Here is a 15,443-nt window from a genome sequence, read left to right on the forward strand (position 1 = left end):
GGCACAAGTACCGATGGCACGGAGGAGACGAGACATGACAACCGGATCGAACGACCGGCGGCAGCCCTGGCTGCTGGCCGTGGCATGCGCTGCCGCACTGCTGGCGGGCGCCTGTGGCGGGGGCGATGACGCGCCCGCCGGCACCAGCCCCGGCGCGGGCAACCCCGGCGGCGGCGCGGGCGGGACACCCGCCACGCCTGAGCCGCCCGCGCTCAGTGCGCTGGACGCATGCAATGCGCTCAAGGGCGCCAGCATCCCGGCGTCGGCACTGGCGCTGGCCTCGGGCGGCGCGACGGTCAATGCGGCCACGCTGGTCGCCGCCGACGCCAGCGGCAACACGCTTGGCGAGTACTGCCAGGTGCGCGGCGCCATCGCGCCCGTGGACGCGGCCTCGCCCAACATCAATTTCGCGGTCAACCTGCCGACGCAGTGGAACGGCAAGGGTATCCAGTTCGGCGGCGGCGGCTTCGACGGCACGCTGATCGACGGCACCGAGACCGTGCGCTTTGCCTTGCCCGACGATCCCGCGCCGCTGGCGCGCGGCTACGCCACGTGGGGCGACGATTCGGGCCACCAGAGCAGCAGCATCACCGATGGCCGGTTCGCCACCAATGACGAGGCGCTGGTCAACTACGGCGGCGACACGCTCAAGAAAACCCATGACGTGGCCATCGCGCTGATCGCGCAGCGCTATGGCAAGGCGCTCACGCGCGCCTACTTCCTCGGCACCTCCACGGGCGGCCGCGATGCGCTGACCTACATCCAGCGCTGGCCGGCTGACTACGACGGCGTGGTTGCCAACGAGCCGGCGCTCAACTACACCGGCACGCGGCTCTCGAACGTGGCGCTGGGGCGTGCGCTGTACCTGAACGGCGGGGCGGGCTGGCTCAACATCAACAAGACGCTGCTGGTGCAGAAGGCGGCCATGGATGCGTGCGACACGCTCGACGGCGTGGCCGACCGCGTGATCAGCAACGTGGAAGGCTGCCGCGTGGGTGCGCTTCAGGTGCTGGCAAGCCTGCGCTGCGCGGGCGGCGCCGATACGGGCGACACCTGCCTGTCGGACGCGCAGATCGCCACGGTCAAGGTCATCGAGCAGCCGCTGCAGCTTGGCTATCCGCTGGCAAATGGCGTGACCGAGGCGGGCGGCTACAACATCCTCGAAGGCGCGCTGGTGGCGGGGCCGTTCACATCGCGCGACCTCGGCACGCGGCCGGTGCCGGGCAACCCGGCCACGACCGCCGATGCCAACATGTACCTGACCGGCGACCAGTGGACGAAGTATTTCGTCACGCGCAACGCCGCGTTCGATACGCTGACCTTCGACCCGGCCAGCCCCGGCAGCTGGACGTCGCGCGTGCAGGCAGTGTCGGCGCTGACCGATGCGACGAATCCCGACCTGTCGGCGTTCCTGGGCAAGGGCGGCCGGCTGATCCTGCTGCACGGCCTGGCCGACGAGGTCATCAGCCCCAACTCGACGATTGCCTGGTACAAGGCCGTGACCGGGCGCGTGGGGCAGGCGGCTGTGGACCAGGGCATCCGTTTCTACACGGTGCCCGGCATGGGCCACGGCACGGGCAGCTTCCTGCCGGCGTGGAACTCGCTGACGGCGCTGGAGAACTGGGTCGAACTCGGCGCCGCACCGGCCACCCGCACGGTGATGGACACCAATGCCGGCACCTACGGGCGTACCCGGCCGCTGTGCCTGTATCCGTCGTGGCCGAAGTACAAGGGCACGGGCAGCGCCGATGCCGCCATCAACTACACGTGCGAGGGCGCCTCCGGCATCGTGCAGTCGTGCCTGAACATGCCATCGGTGGCAACCACCTGGAAGGGCGGCAATACCGATGGCGAGGAGCTGTCGGTGCGCATCGACCCCGCTACGCTGCAGTACACGGTGACGATCGATGCCAGCCTGCAGCGCGCCGCCGGTACGGTGATCCCGGGCCAGCTCGTCTCGCAGGGTGGCTGCACCTACGGCAGCAACGAGAACGGCGCGCAGTTCACGCTGGGCGGTGGCGGGCTGCTCTCGGGCGGCGTGCGGGCGGCGTCGGGTGGCAGCTTCCGGCCGCTGCTGGCGTTCCAGAACGTCTCGGCCGACTACACCGCCGTGGCCGATATCTACAACGTCAACGGCATCCAGACCGCGGTGGCCGATGGCTCGGTCTCTACCGTCAACGGCTCGGCGCGGCTGCGCTCTTCGGCGGCCACATGGCAGACCTGCGCGGCCAGCGCGAGCGGTGGCTACGTGGTGTACGACGCCAACTGCGCCAATACCACCAAGGGCTATATCGCGTGGAACCCGGCGCGCCAGGCGTTCGACTACTTCGTGGGCGGCACGATCGCGGCGGGTAACGGTGTCCTGAGCGGTTCGCTGATCAGCGGCATCGTCAACGGCACGCCGGTACCGATGATCCTGACGCGGTCGGCCACGGCCTACGGCATGAACCTCTACGCGAAGCAGGCGGCGGCGGGCCTGGCGGCCGGCGCGGCGGATGGCGCGTACCGCGTGCAGGCTACCGATGGCGCGCAGGTGGCGGCTGACCTGGCAGGCACCACGATCGTCCGCAACGGGGTGTCCGGCACACTGACGTACAACACGCCGGTGCCGGGGGTGATCGGTGCCACCGGTGGCGTGATTGCCTCGTATCTTTATGGCGGGGGGCTGCTGGTGGGGACGTCGGCGGGCAAGCTGGAACTGGGCGTGTTGCACTGAGCGGCGCGGGCGGGGATGCCGGTTCGTCCCCGCCCGGCGTCCGGTTCTCAGAGGTCTTCCGGCTCCGGCTTCTTGCGATGGCGGGTGGCGATGCGGTGGGTGAGCGCCACGAGCGCGGCCAGCGCCGCATCGTCCTGGCTGGCGCGGTAGCCGAGCGTCAGCGGCGCGCGCAGCCGGTCGGCCTCGACCATGCGGCAGTACGCCACGCCATGCCGGTTCAGCCCGGCCATCGAGGCAGGCACCACGCTGACGCCGGCGCCGGCCGCTACCAGGTTCAGGTTGGTCAGCATGCGGCCGACCTCGGCCCCGATGCGCGGCGTGAAGCCGAGCGCCTCGCACTCGCGCAGCAGGTCGCCATACATGCCGGGCGCGCCCGGGCGGCGCACCAGGATGAACGGGTCCGCCGACAGCTCGCTGAGCGAGACCGGATCGCCGGCACCCTGGCCGCGCAACGCACGCCGGCGCAGCAGCGGATGATCGAGCGGCAGCGCGATGACCATTTGCTCCTCCAGCAGCAGGTCGAAGCGCACGCCGTCAGGGTGCGAGACCGGCGCCCGCAGCAGCGCGGCGTCGAGCGAGCCGTCGGCCAGCCGTTCGATCGCCTCGGCGGCGTTGCATTCGGTCAGCGTCAGCGTGACGCGCGGAAACTGGCGGCGGCAGGCGCGCAGCACTTCGGGCGTGAGCTTGTGGGCGGCGGCGGAACTCGTGAAGCCTACCGCCAGCGCGCCTTCGTCGCCGCGTGCCATGCGCTGCATGCGGGCGCGCATCTGCTCGATGCGGGCGAACAGGTCGGTCGTGTCGGCGTGGAGCGCCACGCCGGCCGGTGTCAGCGCCACGCCACGCGGCTGGCGCTCGAACAGTGTCACGCCGAGTTCGCTTTCGAGCGCCTTCAGCTGCTGCGACAGCGGCGGTTGCTGGATGCCGAGCTGCCCGGCGGCGCGCGTGACGGAACCGGTCTCGGCCACGGCAAGGAAATAGCGCAGGTGCCTCAGTTCCATGACGGCATATCGGACGAATATGGGAGTGGCTTCATGCATATATTTTACGAGCGGGTCGCGCCGGCCTATATTGGCGTTTTGCCCGATGGCGGGGTCGTCCCTGGCCCTGCGTACACCCTGCTCTCAAGAACATAACGGAGACACCATGACTTTCACCGTCCGCCCCCGGCTGGCCGTCCCCCTCGTGGCGGCGGCCGCCGCCATCGCCGCCATCACCGTCATGTCGGGCTGTGCCAGCGGGCCGGGGCCAACGGCCGCCCCGGCTGCGCAGGCGCCCGCGCAATCGTGGCAGCGCGTGCACCTTGGCAGCGGTGCCGGCTACGACTTTCCCGTCTACGCGAACCACCGCCTCGATGGCGATCTGAGCCGGATCCGCGAGGTGGTGCTGGTGCAGCACGGCCTGCAGCGCAATGGCGACGACTATTACGCCGCTGGCGCGGAACTGCTGAAGGCCAGCGGGCGCAACGCGGCGGAGGTGCTGCTGATCGCGCCCAACTTCCCCGGTACGCCGGATGGCGCCAAGCACTTCGACAACATGCCGGTCTGGACCGTGCAGGGCTGGATCGGCGGCGAGGATGCCGTGTCGGGCCCCGGCAAGGGCACGAGCTCGCTGCAGGTGCTCGACGACCTGCTGGCGTTCGTGACCGACCCGAAACGCGTGCCACTGGTGCGCAAGGTCACGGTGGCCGGCCACTCCGGCGGCGCGCAGATCGTGCATCGCTACGCGGTGCTCAACAACGTGGACGAGAAGGTGCGCGGCGCCGGCATCGCACTGCGCTACGTGGTGGCCAACCCGTCCTCATACCTGTACTTCACGCCTGACCGTCCCGTGGCGCCCGATTACCGGCGGTTTGCCCCGTACAGCACGGCGGCCTGCGCGGATTACGACAAGTACCGCTACGGCATGCGCGACATGGTGGCCTACGCGAAGGGTGCCGACGGCATGACGCTGTACCGGCGCTACATGCAGCGGCAGGTGACGTATCTGGCCGGCACCGAGGACAACGATCCGAACCATCGCGTGCTCGACAAGGCGTGCGGCGCGCAAGCCGAAGGGCCGACCCGGCTGCAGCGGGCGCGCGGCTACTGGCGCTACGAACGGATGCTGGCCGGCGCCGCGCCAACGCCGGCGCACAAGACCTTCGAAGTGGTGGGCGTGGGGCATGACCAGGCGCGCATGTTCGGCTCGCAGTGCGGCGCGCAGGCGGTCTTCGACCTGGACCCGGCCGCCAACCGGAGCGGCGCGGCCTGCCAGGCGCCCCAGCCGTAGCGCCGTAGAGCGGTAGCCGGGAGCGGGTGGGTTTGTCCGGGCGGCGGGCGCGGGCCGCTGGTGCTAGCATGCGGCCAGCCTTCCGATCCGCGTTCTCCGCCTCATGCCTGTGCTTTCCCGCCGGCGCGTGACCGCAGCGTTGCTGTCGCTGCCGCTCGCACGCCCCTGGCTTCCGAGTTTCGCCGCCGAACCGGTGCATCTGCTGGTCGGCTATGCCCCCGGCGGCGGCGCCGACCATATCGCGCGGATCGTCGCGGATGGCCTTACCGGGGACGGCGCGCCCACCATCGTCGATAACCGTCCCGGCGCCGCCGGGCAGATCGCGCTGCACGAGGCGGCCCGCGCCGGCGCCCAACGCGAAACGCTGCTGCTCGGCACGGTTGGGTCGGTCAGCATCGCGCCCCAGCTGCCTGGCGCACCGGATGCGCTGGTGGCGTCGTTGCAGCCGCTGGCGATCGTCGCCAGTACGCCTCATGTGCTGCTGGTGGCCGGCGACGGCACGCCGGGGCGTGCCGACAGCGCCCGCGACGCACTGGCCCGGCTCCTTGCCGAAGCCCGCCGGCGCCCCGGCGACATCGCCTACGCCTCGCTCGGCATCCATTCCAGCGCCCACCTCGTGGCCGAGCAGATGTGCCGCGATGCCGGCATCACGATGGCGCACGTGCCGTATCCCGGCAGCGCCCGGGCACTGGTTGACCTGCAAGGCGGACACGTGGCGCTGCTGTTCAGCACGCTGCAGGCGGCGCTGCCGCTGATGCGCCAGGGGCGTGTCCACGCGCTGGCAGTCACCGGCCGCACCCGCAGCGCGCTGGCGCCCGCCGTGCCCACTTTCGCGGAGTCCGGCCTGACCGGCATGCGGCAGGATGCGTGGTACGGCGTACTGGCCGCGCCCACGGTGGTGCCGGCCCGCCGCGCCGTGCTGGAGGCGCGCCTCGCGCGTCTGCTGAAATCCCCGGCGCTCCGGCAACGGCTGGCACAGGACGGCGCCGAGCCGCTGGGCCTCACCGGCCCCGACGCCGTGGGCTACCTCACGCAACAGCGCGAGGTATGGCGCAGGACCATCGAGGGCGTAGCGGGGCGGTTGGGGTGAGGCAGGCGGCGGCGTGGCGAACGCACTTCCGGCACGAGTTCAGCGGGCTACCCCATCCTTGTTGAATGGAGCAAAAAAGAGACAACGTCGGGGAAGAAACTGAAATCAGATTTGTCTCAAAGAACGGACACATTCCCACATCACGCCGCGCCGGCGCTGGCTCTCCCGATCTTTGCTTGCCGCCCATAGTGCACAACCGGGGTTTTCGAAGTGCGGCAGACCGCTCGGTCTGTTGTCTGGCCGGAAATGCATTGCTAGCATCCGTTCATCCCGCCCTTGGCAGTAAGCGTATTCCCCTGTGATCCTGGAAGCGCCGAGCCCCTGGGCGTTCCTGTTTCTGGAGTTGGTATTAGGTTGGGGGCGCGTATGCCAACTGGCATCCTGATCGATGGTGCTTTTTTCATCAAGCGATATCGAGACATTTATCCGAGTCAGGCCTATGACGCCGCCCATGCAGCCAACTGCGCGTACAGATGGGCATTGGCCCATCTGGAAGAGCCGTGGGAGGGGGCAATCGTTTCGCGCGACCTCTACCGGATTTTCTTCTACGATTGTCCGCCACTGGAGAAGAAGCTCCACAATCCGATTTCCAAGCGCGCCATTGCGTTCGGGGTCTCGGAGGAAGCAGTCTTCCGACGTGCCCTGCATGCAGAACTCCGGTGCAAGCGGAAAGTCGCCGTGCGACTGGGGCATTTGTCCAGTGATACGAGCTGGACTATTCAGCCAGCACGGATACAGGAGTTGCTCAAGCGCAGGATTGGCGTTGATGACCTCAGAGAGAGCGACGTCCGCGTGGTGACGAGACAGAAAGGCGTGGATATGCGAATCGGGCTGGATGTCTCATCACTCGCGTTCAAACGGCAGGTGCGACAAATCGTGCTAATCGCCGGTGACGCAGATTTCATTCCGGCGGCCAAACTAGCCCGGCGAGAAGGGGTGGATTTTATCGTGGACACGATGTGGCAGGGCTTGCCCAAAGGTTTGGAAGAGCACGTCGACGGCGTACGTAGCACCTGTCCGGAACCGCCCCGCAAGAAGTGCGGTAGCGCCGGTGTTCACAGTTGGCTGTCGCCTGCAGCCTGGCCCTGGCCCATTTCCCCCACGTCGCTCACGCGGTAACTCGCCGTCCAAAACCAAGACGCCGGGCCTTCCTTTCGGAAGGCCCGGCGCGGGGCCTCGTTCAATGATCCTGCCTTGACCTCAGGCGGGGTGTGACAACCGTGGAGATGTCACGTGGAGGCCCGGAAGGGAGCGGGATGCCCGATTACTGCTGGCGATTCTTGTCCTGCTGGCCTTGTTGGCCTTGCTGGCCTTGTTGACCCTGCTGGCCTTGCTGCTTGCCCATATCCTGCTGGGGCTGGCCTGAGCGCTGGTCCTGGTTGCCCATCTGGCCGCCGCCCTGCTGGCCGCCTTGCTGGCCACCCTGTTCGCTGCCGCGTTGGCCGGATTGCTGTTGTTCCTGCTGCTTTTGGCCTTGTTGTCCCGACTGCTGTCCTTGCTGTCCCGACTGGCTACCTTGCTGCTGTCCCATTGCTGTCTCCGGAAGTTCGCGGCGAAGGCTGCCGCACCCTTGATTCAGCAATCGGCGTGCCATCCGACAAAGTGGACCAGCTGCCATCTGTCGGACATACAGGTAACCGATGCGTTACCTGCCCGTACCCCGTTTTACAACCCATGCATGGTTTTCACACAACGCACGCGGCGGTGTCCGCGCACAGGCCCGGGTGCGCTACGCCGCACTGGGCGCGATCCCTTCTGCGGCAAGGGTTGCGACGGCAACCGGCGGTTTCCGCAGCCGGACTGGAACGGGACTTGCGAAACAGTGGGGCAGGAGGTCAGTTGCGACATCCGGCCTGGCGCCTCATACAGTACTGCGGGCGGGCAACACGGGCACGGTGGCTGACCTTGATTCATTGCGATTCAAACGCTAACAAGGAGATATCACCATGAGCAAGGCACCGACCATTCGTATCGCTTCGATCCTGCTGGCCACGGCTGCGACGATGGCTGCCGGCGGCGCACATGCGCTCGATAACGGCGGCTTCATGAAGGTGGCCGACAACACCGGCAACACCACGATGCAGACGCCGGGTACTTCGCCGGCCACGCCGGGCCGTATCGACGGCGACCGCGAGAAGATGCCCGCCGCCACCACGGGCGCCAAGGTGGAAGCCAGCGCCGACAACGCCAAGCAGGCCGTGACCGACGGGGCGCTGACCACCAAGATCAAGTCGAAGCTGCTGGCGACGAAGGATCTGAAGTCGACGGGCATCCACGTCAAGACCAAGGATCGCGTCGTGAACCTGACCGGCTCGGTGCCGACCAAGGCCGAGCACGACCTGGCGCTGGACGCCGTGCGCTCGGTCGAGGGTGTGGACTCGGTGAAGGACAACCTGAAGGTTTCGTCGCGCTGATCCGGCGGCAGGAACGCAGGACAGGAGGTGAAGATGTGGGCGGGCGCCAGCCGGTGCCGTCCGCCGCGAGAAACGTGAAACCGGTTTGATGATGCGCTGCCGGCTTCGGCCGCCCTGCGCCGAGCCGCGGCCATCCCACGTGCCGCGGCTCTTTTTCTGCCTGAAACGGGATCAGGCCGCTTTTCTGGCAGGCGCGGGCTGGCTGGCTTTCTTTGCTACCGCCTTCTTTGCTACCGCCTTCTTCGCTGCCGCCTTCCTGGCGGCGGGCTTCTTCGTGGCGCTTGTCTTCGCAGGGCTTTTCTTCGTGGTGGGCTTCTTCGCTGCGGACGCTTTTTTTGTAGCGTCCTTCTTCCCGGGAGCCTTCCCACCTGTTGCCTTGCCCGCTTTACCTGCCTTGCCCGCCTTGCCCGCCTTCGTGGGCGCCCGGCGCGCCGACTTCCTCGGCATGTCCCCGGTATCTTCCTCCGCCTCGTCGTCGGCGGCAGCGCGCCTCGGCTCCGCGCCCTTGCCACGCTTGCCGATGCTCTGCTTGAGCAGCGTCATCATGTCGATGACCTTGGCGCCGCGCGAAGGCGTGGCGGGTTCGTCGCTGGCCGGCGTCAGCAGGTGGGTCTTGCCCGCCTTGATCTTGGCATGGATCACCTTGAGCAGGTCTTCGCGATAGGTGTCGTGGAACTGTTCGGGCGCCCATTCCTCGGTCATGTCCTCGACGAGTTTGGTCGCCATTTCCACTTCGCGGGCGCTGGCCGCGTGCTTCTTGCCGCCCGGCAGGCTCAGGTCTTCCACGGGAAGCACTTCGTCGGCAAAGCGCATCGTGTTCAGCACGAGCGCCTTGCCCAGCGGCAGCAGCGCGGCCAGGTGCTGGCGATTGCGCAACACCACCAGCGCCACGGCGGCGCGGCCGGTCTTGCGCATCGTCTCGTGCAGCAGCGCGTAGCCACGCTCGCCGCGCTTGTCGGGCTCCAGGTAGTAGGGCGTCTCGAAGTAGTAGGGCGGAATCGATCCGGCGTCGACAAACGAGACGATATCCACGGTCTGCGTCGCCTCGACGTTGGCCTGCCGGAAATCCTCGTCGCTGAGCACCACGTACTCGTCTTTTTCGTAGGCATAGCCCTTGACGATGTGCGCGTTGTCGATGGTCTTGCCAGTGTGCTTGTTGATCCGCTGGTAGCCGATCGGCGCCATGTCGCGCTTGTCGAGCATGTCGAGATCGAGCGTATTGGAGCGCGAGGCGGTTTTCAGCGAGACGGGAATGTTGACCAGACCGAAGCTGATCGCACCTTTCCAGATGGCGCGGGACATGGTGCGCTCCGGGTCAGGCGCGCTGCGGCGGGGGCGGCGGCAGGTCGCCCGGGGGCGGATCGTTGATTGGCTCCGGCGTCGTGTCGGGCGGCTCGGGCGGCGGGGTTTCGGGTTGCGGCGGAACGATCTCGGGTTCGGGTGTGATGTGCATGGGGTTCCTTGTGCGGGGCGTGGCCGGTCAGGCGTCGATTCAGGCGTCGATTCAGGCGTCGAGTTCGTCCAGCAGGCGCGTCAGCGCGTTGAGGTCGGCCGGCTTGACCAGGTGCATGTCGAAGCCGGCATCGCGGGTGCGCCGGCGGTCGTCGGGCTGGCCGAAACCGGTCAGCGCCACCAGCCGCGCATGCCGCAGTTCCGGAATCTCGCGCAGCCGTCGCGCGGTCTCGAAGCCATCCATGGTCGGCATGCCCAGGTCCAGCAGTACCACGTCGGGCCGCACGCTGGCCGCGCGGTCGATGGCGCTCTGGCCGTCGGGTGCGGTCACCACGGTGTGGCCCAGCGTCTCCAGCGTCATCGTCATGGCTTCGAGCGCGTCGACGTTGTCGTCCACCAGCATGATCGTGTGCGCCGAGCCGGCTGCCGGGCGGGCCTTGCTGGTGGTCGGGTGCCAGTTCTGCCACGGCTCCACCGGCAGCTCCACCGTGAACGTGCTGCCCTTGCCGGCACCGGGGCTTTCGGCGGTGATCCGGCCGCCATGCAGCGTCACCAGTTTCTGGACCAGTGTCAGGCCGATGCCGGCACCTTCGCGCGCCGCGAAGTTGTCGGGGTCGCCATCGCCGGCTGCGCTCAGGTCGGGGCGGTCGTCATGCTCGCCGGCCTGGGTAGCGGGAACGTCCTGCTCGCCACCCACGGCGGCGGCCAGCGGGTCGAACAGGTGGCGCTGCATGGCGGGCGAGAGCCCGTTGCCGTTGTCGCGCACGCGCACGAACACGGTGCCTTGGGCGCCGAGCGTGGCTTCCACGGACAACTGGCCGCCTTCGGCGGTGTACTTGGCGGCGTTGTGCAGCAGGTTGGCGAAGATCTGGGTCAGCCGGACCATGTCGCCGCGAATCGGCAGCGGCTGCTCGGGCAGCGACAGGCGCAGCATGTGGCGCCGTGCCTCCAGCAGCGGGCGGACCGTCTCCACGGCGGTGTTCAGCGCTCCGCGCAGTTCCACGAGGTCGCGCCGCAGCGTGATCTTGCCCTGGTTGAAGCGCGAGATATCGAGCAGTTCATCGACCAGCCGCGTCAGGTGATGCAACTGCCGGCCGATGATGTCCCGCGCGCGGAACATGTCCTCGCGCGACGGCGAGAACTGCTGCAGCAGGTCTACCGCGCTGCGCATCGGCGCCAGCGGGTTGCGCAGTTCGTGGGCCAGCATGGCGAGGAATTCGTCCTTGCGGCGTTCCTCGTTGTGCAGCGCGCGCTCGGCGCGCTTGTGGCGCGTGACGTCCTGGCAGATGCCGGCCACCCGCAGGCAACGGCCATCGGCGCCGCGTACCGGGAAGGCGCGCATATGCACTTCGCGGATCTCGCCGTTGGGGCGTTCGAGCTGGAATTCGGTGTCTAGCCGTCCGTCGCGCAGCATGCTGCGCCATTCGGCCTGCATGCGGGGCTGGTCGTCCGGCGCCACCCATTGCAGCCACTGCGTGGCGTCCTGCTTCACGGCGTCGGCCGGGCGCCCCCACAGCGATTCGAACGACGGGCTGACGAACAGCAGCCGCTGCGTGGTGGGATCGAGAATCCAGACCACGTCGGCCATGGCTTCGGCCAACTGGCGGAACAGGTCCTCGTTCTCGTGCAGCGCCTGCGACGTGCGCTGGTAGGCGTCTTCCGCGCCGCGCATGCGCAGCAGCGCATTGATGTTGGAGACCAGTTCCTCGGGCTCCAGCGGCTCCACCAGCAGGCTGTCGGCGCCGCCATTGAGCGCCTGCACCCGCCGGTGCGAATCGGTGACGCCCGGGGCGGTCAGCAGCACCATGGTCCGGGCGGTGGCGGGGTCGCCCTTGATCAGCCGGCAGACGTCGAGCCCGTCGATGTCGGGCAACTGGCCGGAAAGCAGCACGAGATCGGGCGCGTGCTGGCGCACCAGTGCCAGGGCTGACTGGCCGTTGGACGCTTCGAGCACCGAGAACTCGGCCCGGTTCAGGATGCGGCTCTTGACGTAGCGCGGGCCCTCGCGTCCCTCGACATTGAGGATCAGCGGGCGGCGCGTCGGATGGGCTTGCGGCGTGGCGTTCATGGCTGGCAAGCGGCAAGGCATGCCGCGATCTTGACGTCGATATTCAACCCCTTCAGGCCATGGGCGGCCGGGCCGGCCAGCGCAATGGCCGCCGTACGTGCCGTCTTCCTAACCTGAATTGTATTTTTTACCTTGATGCAAACCATATGCTTTGTATTTTTGACTCGCGGAATGTCGTGTGGCGAACAGTGCACGTCACCGGCCGTAACTGGCGGCTACGGCCGGCGCGGCGCCAGCATCGAACGGTGAAGCCAGCAGGTAGGCCAGCGCCAGCGTCAGGATGCAAAGAATCGCGCGCTGCCAGAATTCACTCGAAAACCACGGATCGGGATCTTGTCTCATCGATTTTTGCCTGACTGCAGGTGCCCGAAGGCCACGTTTTGGGACCACAGTGGCAAGAACCGTGCCGCGCCGTCAAAGCGCGGCTGACAGACGGACGCCGACAAGGGCGGCGCGTGGGTCGCCAGCCCCGGACAGGTCGGGCGGGAGGGAGAAACGTCAGCGCGCGTTGGAGCCGGCGGGCGGGATCACTCGCCGTCCAGCAGCTTGCGGGCGCGCGTGAGCGTCTGGCGGCACTTGGCGAAGCCGTCCCACGGATCATGGCGTGCCAGTTCATCGAGCCGATCCTCGACGTTGGCGATGGTCCAGTGGGCCGCGCCGGTCAGTTCCGGCAGTTCGTCCCAACTGACCGGGATCGAGACGCCAAGGCCGGGCCGGGCGCGCGCCGAGAACGCCGCCGCCGTGGTAGCACCGACACCGTTGCGCAGGTAATCGATGAAAATCTTGCCAACGCGGTTGCGTGGCCCGCTCTTGGAGACGAAGCGCTCGGGAATCGTCCTGGCCATATGGATGACCACGTCCTGCGCGAAGTCGCGCACGGTGTCCCACTCGGCGCGCGCCGCGAGCGGCACCACCACGTGCAGGCCCTTGCCACCGCTGGTCTTCAGGAACGAATCCAGCTCCAGCGCGTCGAGCAGCGCCTTGACCAGCCCGGCCGCCTCCTGGATCTGCGGCCAGGTCACGCCTTCGCCCGGGTCGATGTCGAAAATGACCTGGTTGGGCTTGTCGATGGCGCGCGAGGTGGCATTCCAGGTGTGGAATTCGATCACGTTCATCTGCGCGGCCGCCACGATCGACGCCTCGCTGGTGACCTCGATCAGCGCCGGATGGCCGGGCCAGAGCTTCGGGTCGAGCGCCTTCATGCCCTCGATATGGAGCGTGTCGCCGTGGCGCTGGAAGAACTGCTCGCCGTCGATGCCGGACGGCGCCCGCACCAGCGCCAGCGGCCGGCTCTTCAGGTAGGGCAGCATCAGGGCCGCGGCGCGGGCGTAGTAGGCCACCAGGTCGCCCTTGGTCAGCCCGGTGGATTTGTCGATCACGCGTTCGGCATGGCTGACCGCCACGTTGCCGACCAGCGTCTTGCCGCGTGGCGCGGTGGCGGACGCGGCCTTGCGGGCGGGTGTCTTCTTGCCCGAAGGTTCTGCGGGCGTCTTCTTGACCGCCCCCTTCCTTGCCGGCGCCGCCGGCTTCTCCACGGTGATCGCCCCGGCCGCCTTGTCTGTGCGAAGGCCATGGAACACCGAATGCCGCACGCGGCCCTCGCGGGTCCAGGCGCCGAACGACACTTCGGCAACGAGCTTCGGCTTGACCCAATGGCCTTTGACGCCGCGCGGCAGCGGATCGAACGGCGGTTTGTCGGACACCAGCGCGTCCAGTTGCTTGCGTAGCTTGTCGAGCGTGGCCGTGTCGAAGCCGGTGCCAACATTGCCGGCGTAGCGCAGCTTGCCCTGTGCGTCGTGCACGCCAAGCAGCAGCGACCCCAGCCCGCTGCGGCTGCCCTTGGGATCGGTGAAGCCGCCGATCACGAATTCCTGCCGGTTGGTGCACTTGAGCTTGATCCACGAGTTGGCGCGCGAGCTGACGTATGGCGCATCCACCCGCTTGCCAATCACGCCTTCGAGCTTCATGCGGCAGGCGGCATGCAGCATTTCGCCGGGGTCGGCCTCGAAGCTGTCGCTGTAGCGCACGCGCTGCGAGCTGCGGTCCGCCATCAGCCGCGCCAGCAGCGCGCGCCGGTCGGCCAGCGGCACGGCACGCAGGTCGTGGCCGGCGTAGTAGGGCAGGTCGAACGCGTAATACTGGATCTGCTCGACGTGCGCGGTCTCGAAGGCGTTCTGCAGCGCCTGGAAGTCGGTGATGCCGTTCTCGTCGACCACCACGATCTCGCCGTCGAGCCAGCCATCGGGAATGCCAAGGGTGCGGATCTCGGCGGCCAGGCTGCGCAGCTTTGCCGTCCAGTCGTGCCCCTGGCGCGTGAAGAGCCGCACGTCGTCGCCATCCACGCGCGCCATGATCCGGTAGCCGTCGAACTTGATCTCGTATTGCCAGTTGGCGCTGTCCGCCGGGGCCTGTTCGACCAGCGTGGCAAGCTGGGGCGAGAGCGCCAGCGGCAGTGCGGCCTTCCTGGCGCCGGCGGGCAGGGGGACGGCCATCGCTGCGGGCGCTTTCCTTGCGGGCGACTTCGTCGCGGGTGCCTTTGCCGATGCCTTTGCCGATGCCTTGGCGGACGCCTTGGCGGGTTGGGCCGAGGTGCCGGCCAGCACGCTGTCCGGCATGGCTTCCACCACGTCGAATTCGGCTGACGGCCGGGCGAACTCGTCGCGCTCCTTGATCAGCAGCCAGGCGTTGTCGTCCCTGGCCCGCTTGCCGCCCATGCGCACCAGTGTCCAGTGGCCCTGCAGCTTCTCGCCGCGCAGTTCGAACTTGAGCTTGCCGGTTTCGTAGGCGCGGGCGGGATCGTCGTCCGGAATCCACTGGCCCCGGTCCCACACGATCACGGTGCCGGCGCCATAGTGGCCGGGCGGGATCACGCCCTCGAAGCCGGCGTAGTCGAGCGGATGGTCTTCCACGTGCACCGCCATGCGCTTGTCGGCGGGGTCATAGCTCGGTCCCTTGGGCACCGCCCAGCTCTTGAGCGTGCCGTCCAGTTCGAGCCGGAAGTCGTAGTGCAGGCGCCGCGCGGCATGTTTCTGGATCACGAACGACAGCGCGGGCGCCTTGCGCTTGCCCTTGCGGGCACCGGTGGCCTGCCCGCTCGGTTCCGGCGTGGCGCCGAAATCGCGCTTGCGCTGGTATTTGCCAAGCGGCGCTTCGGCGGTGTCGGCAGCGGTGGCAGCGGCGGCGGTCTTTGCCATGGGAGGGGGTCCGTCAGGTCGGGATTCGTTCCAGCTTATGCAGTGCACGCCGCGTGCGAAAGCGGGGGCCGTCCTACATGGCTGGCCGTCCTTACCCGCCGTTGTAAAAGCGGCCGCGCCGATGCTGCGGTGCAACCCGGCGCGGCGCGGGCGGCGACGCGTCCTTCGGCCGGGAACGGCTCTTGCGGTGGCAGTAAGGATCAACGCGTCGCGCCGGCTTCACCCCGGTCACCGGTGCGCG

12 protein-coding genes are annotated in these 15,443 nt (G+C 68.1%); 5 read left to right on the forward strand and 7 right to left on the reverse strand.

Features of this window, described 5'->3' with window-relative positions:
• Nucleotides 1–34: 34 nt before the first annotated feature.
• Nucleotides 35–2,716: a tannase/feruloyl esterase family alpha/beta hydrolase gene (locus tag EV147_RS18325; RefSeq protein ID WP_130392663.1), complete on the forward strand. Its 2,682-nt coding sequence runs from the start codon at nucleotides 35–37 to the stop codon at nucleotides 2,714–2,716.
• Between the two features lie 47 nt (nucleotides 2,717–2,763).
• Here EV147_RS18325 and EV147_RS18330 read toward each other — a convergent pair whose 3' ends face one another.
• On the reverse strand, nucleotides 2,764–3,714 hold the full coding sequence (locus tag EV147_RS18330) for a LysR family transcriptional regulator (protein ID WP_130392664.1): 951 nt from the start codon (nucleotides 3,712–3,714) through the stop codon (nucleotides 2,764–2,766).
• A gap of 145 nt (nucleotides 3,715–3,859) precedes the next feature.
• Between EV147_RS18330 and EV147_RS18335 the strand changes: the two genes are divergently transcribed.
• From EV147_RS18335 to EV147_RS18345, 3 genes are all read left to right on the forward strand, one after another.
• Nucleotides 3,860–4,984: an alpha/beta fold hydrolase gene (locus tag EV147_RS18335; RefSeq protein WP_130392665.1), complete on the forward strand. Its 1,125-nt coding sequence runs from the start codon at nucleotides 3,860–3,862 to the stop codon at nucleotides 4,982–4,984.
• A gap of 103 nt (nucleotides 4,985–5,087) precedes the next feature.
• The gene (locus EV147_RS18340) at nucleotides 5,088–6,074 is read left to right on the forward strand and encodes a Bug family tripartite tricarboxylate transporter substrate binding protein (protein ID WP_130392666.1); all 987 of its coding nucleotides are present in this window, start codon (nucleotides 5,088–5,090) and stop codon (nucleotides 6,072–6,074) included.
• 366 nt (nucleotides 6,075–6,440) lie between these two features.
• A complete protein-coding gene (locus EV147_RS18345) occupies nucleotides 6,441–7,193 on the forward strand; it encodes an NYN domain-containing protein (protein ID WP_130392667.1) in 753 nt (250 codons plus the stop codon).
• Nucleotides 7,194–7,338: 145 nt separating this feature from the next.
• Here the strand turns inward: EV147_RS18345 and EV147_RS25990 are convergent, their stop codons facing one another.
• On the reverse strand, nucleotides 7,339–7,605 hold the full coding sequence (locus EV147_RS25990; protein ID WP_157994703.1) for a hypothetical protein: 267 nt from the start codon (nucleotides 7,603–7,605) through the stop codon (nucleotides 7,339–7,341).
• A gap of 415 nt (nucleotides 7,606–8,020) precedes the next feature.
• On the opposite strand from EV147_RS25990, the gene EV147_RS18355 reads away from it, so the two are divergent.
• Nucleotides 8,021–8,488: a BON domain-containing protein gene (locus EV147_RS18355; protein WP_130392668.1), complete on the forward strand. Its 468-nt coding sequence runs from the start codon at nucleotides 8,021–8,023 to the stop codon at nucleotides 8,486–8,488.
• A 171-nt stretch (nucleotides 8,489–8,659) separates the two neighbouring features.
• On the opposite strand, the gene ku is transcribed toward EV147_RS18355, so the two are convergent.
• From ku to ligD, 5 genes are all read right to left on the reverse strand, one after another.
• Entirely contained in the window at nucleotides 8,660–9,790 is a 1,131-nt protein-coding gene (gene ku, locus EV147_RS18360; RefSeq protein WP_130392669.1) for a non-homologous end joining protein Ku, read from the reverse strand.
• Between the two features lie 13 nt (nucleotides 9,791–9,803).
• Entirely contained in the window at nucleotides 9,804–9,941 is a 138-nt protein-coding gene (locus EV147_RS25995; protein ID WP_157994704.1) for a hypothetical protein, read from the reverse strand.
• A 51-nt stretch (nucleotides 9,942–9,992) separates the two neighbouring features.
• Nucleotides 9,993–12,008, reverse strand: a complete 2,016-nt coding sequence (locus EV147_RS18365) for a response regulator (RefSeq protein WP_130392670.1) — start codon at nucleotides 12,006–12,008, stop codon at nucleotides 9,993–9,995.
• A 195-nt stretch (nucleotides 12,009–12,203) separates the two neighbouring features.
• Complete coding sequence (locus tag EV147_RS26000) at nucleotides 12,204–12,350, reverse strand: hypothetical protein (protein WP_157994705.1); 147 nt, start codon at nucleotides 12,348–12,350, stop codon at nucleotides 12,204–12,206.
• Nucleotides 12,351–12,535: 185 nt separating this feature from the next.
• Nucleotides 12,536–15,202, reverse strand: a complete 2,667-nt coding sequence (gene ligD / locus EV147_RS18370) for a DNA ligase D (RefSeq protein ID WP_130392671.1) — start codon at nucleotides 15,200–15,202, stop codon at nucleotides 12,536–12,538.
• Nucleotides 15,203–15,443: the final 241 nt, after the last annotated feature.

Origin of the sequence: Cupriavidus agavae (assembly GCF_004217045.1) — a bacterium.
In the GTDB taxonomy this organism is placed as follows: domain Bacteria; phylum Pseudomonadota; class Gammaproteobacteria; order Burkholderiales; family Burkholderiaceae; genus Cupriavidus; species Cupriavidus agavae.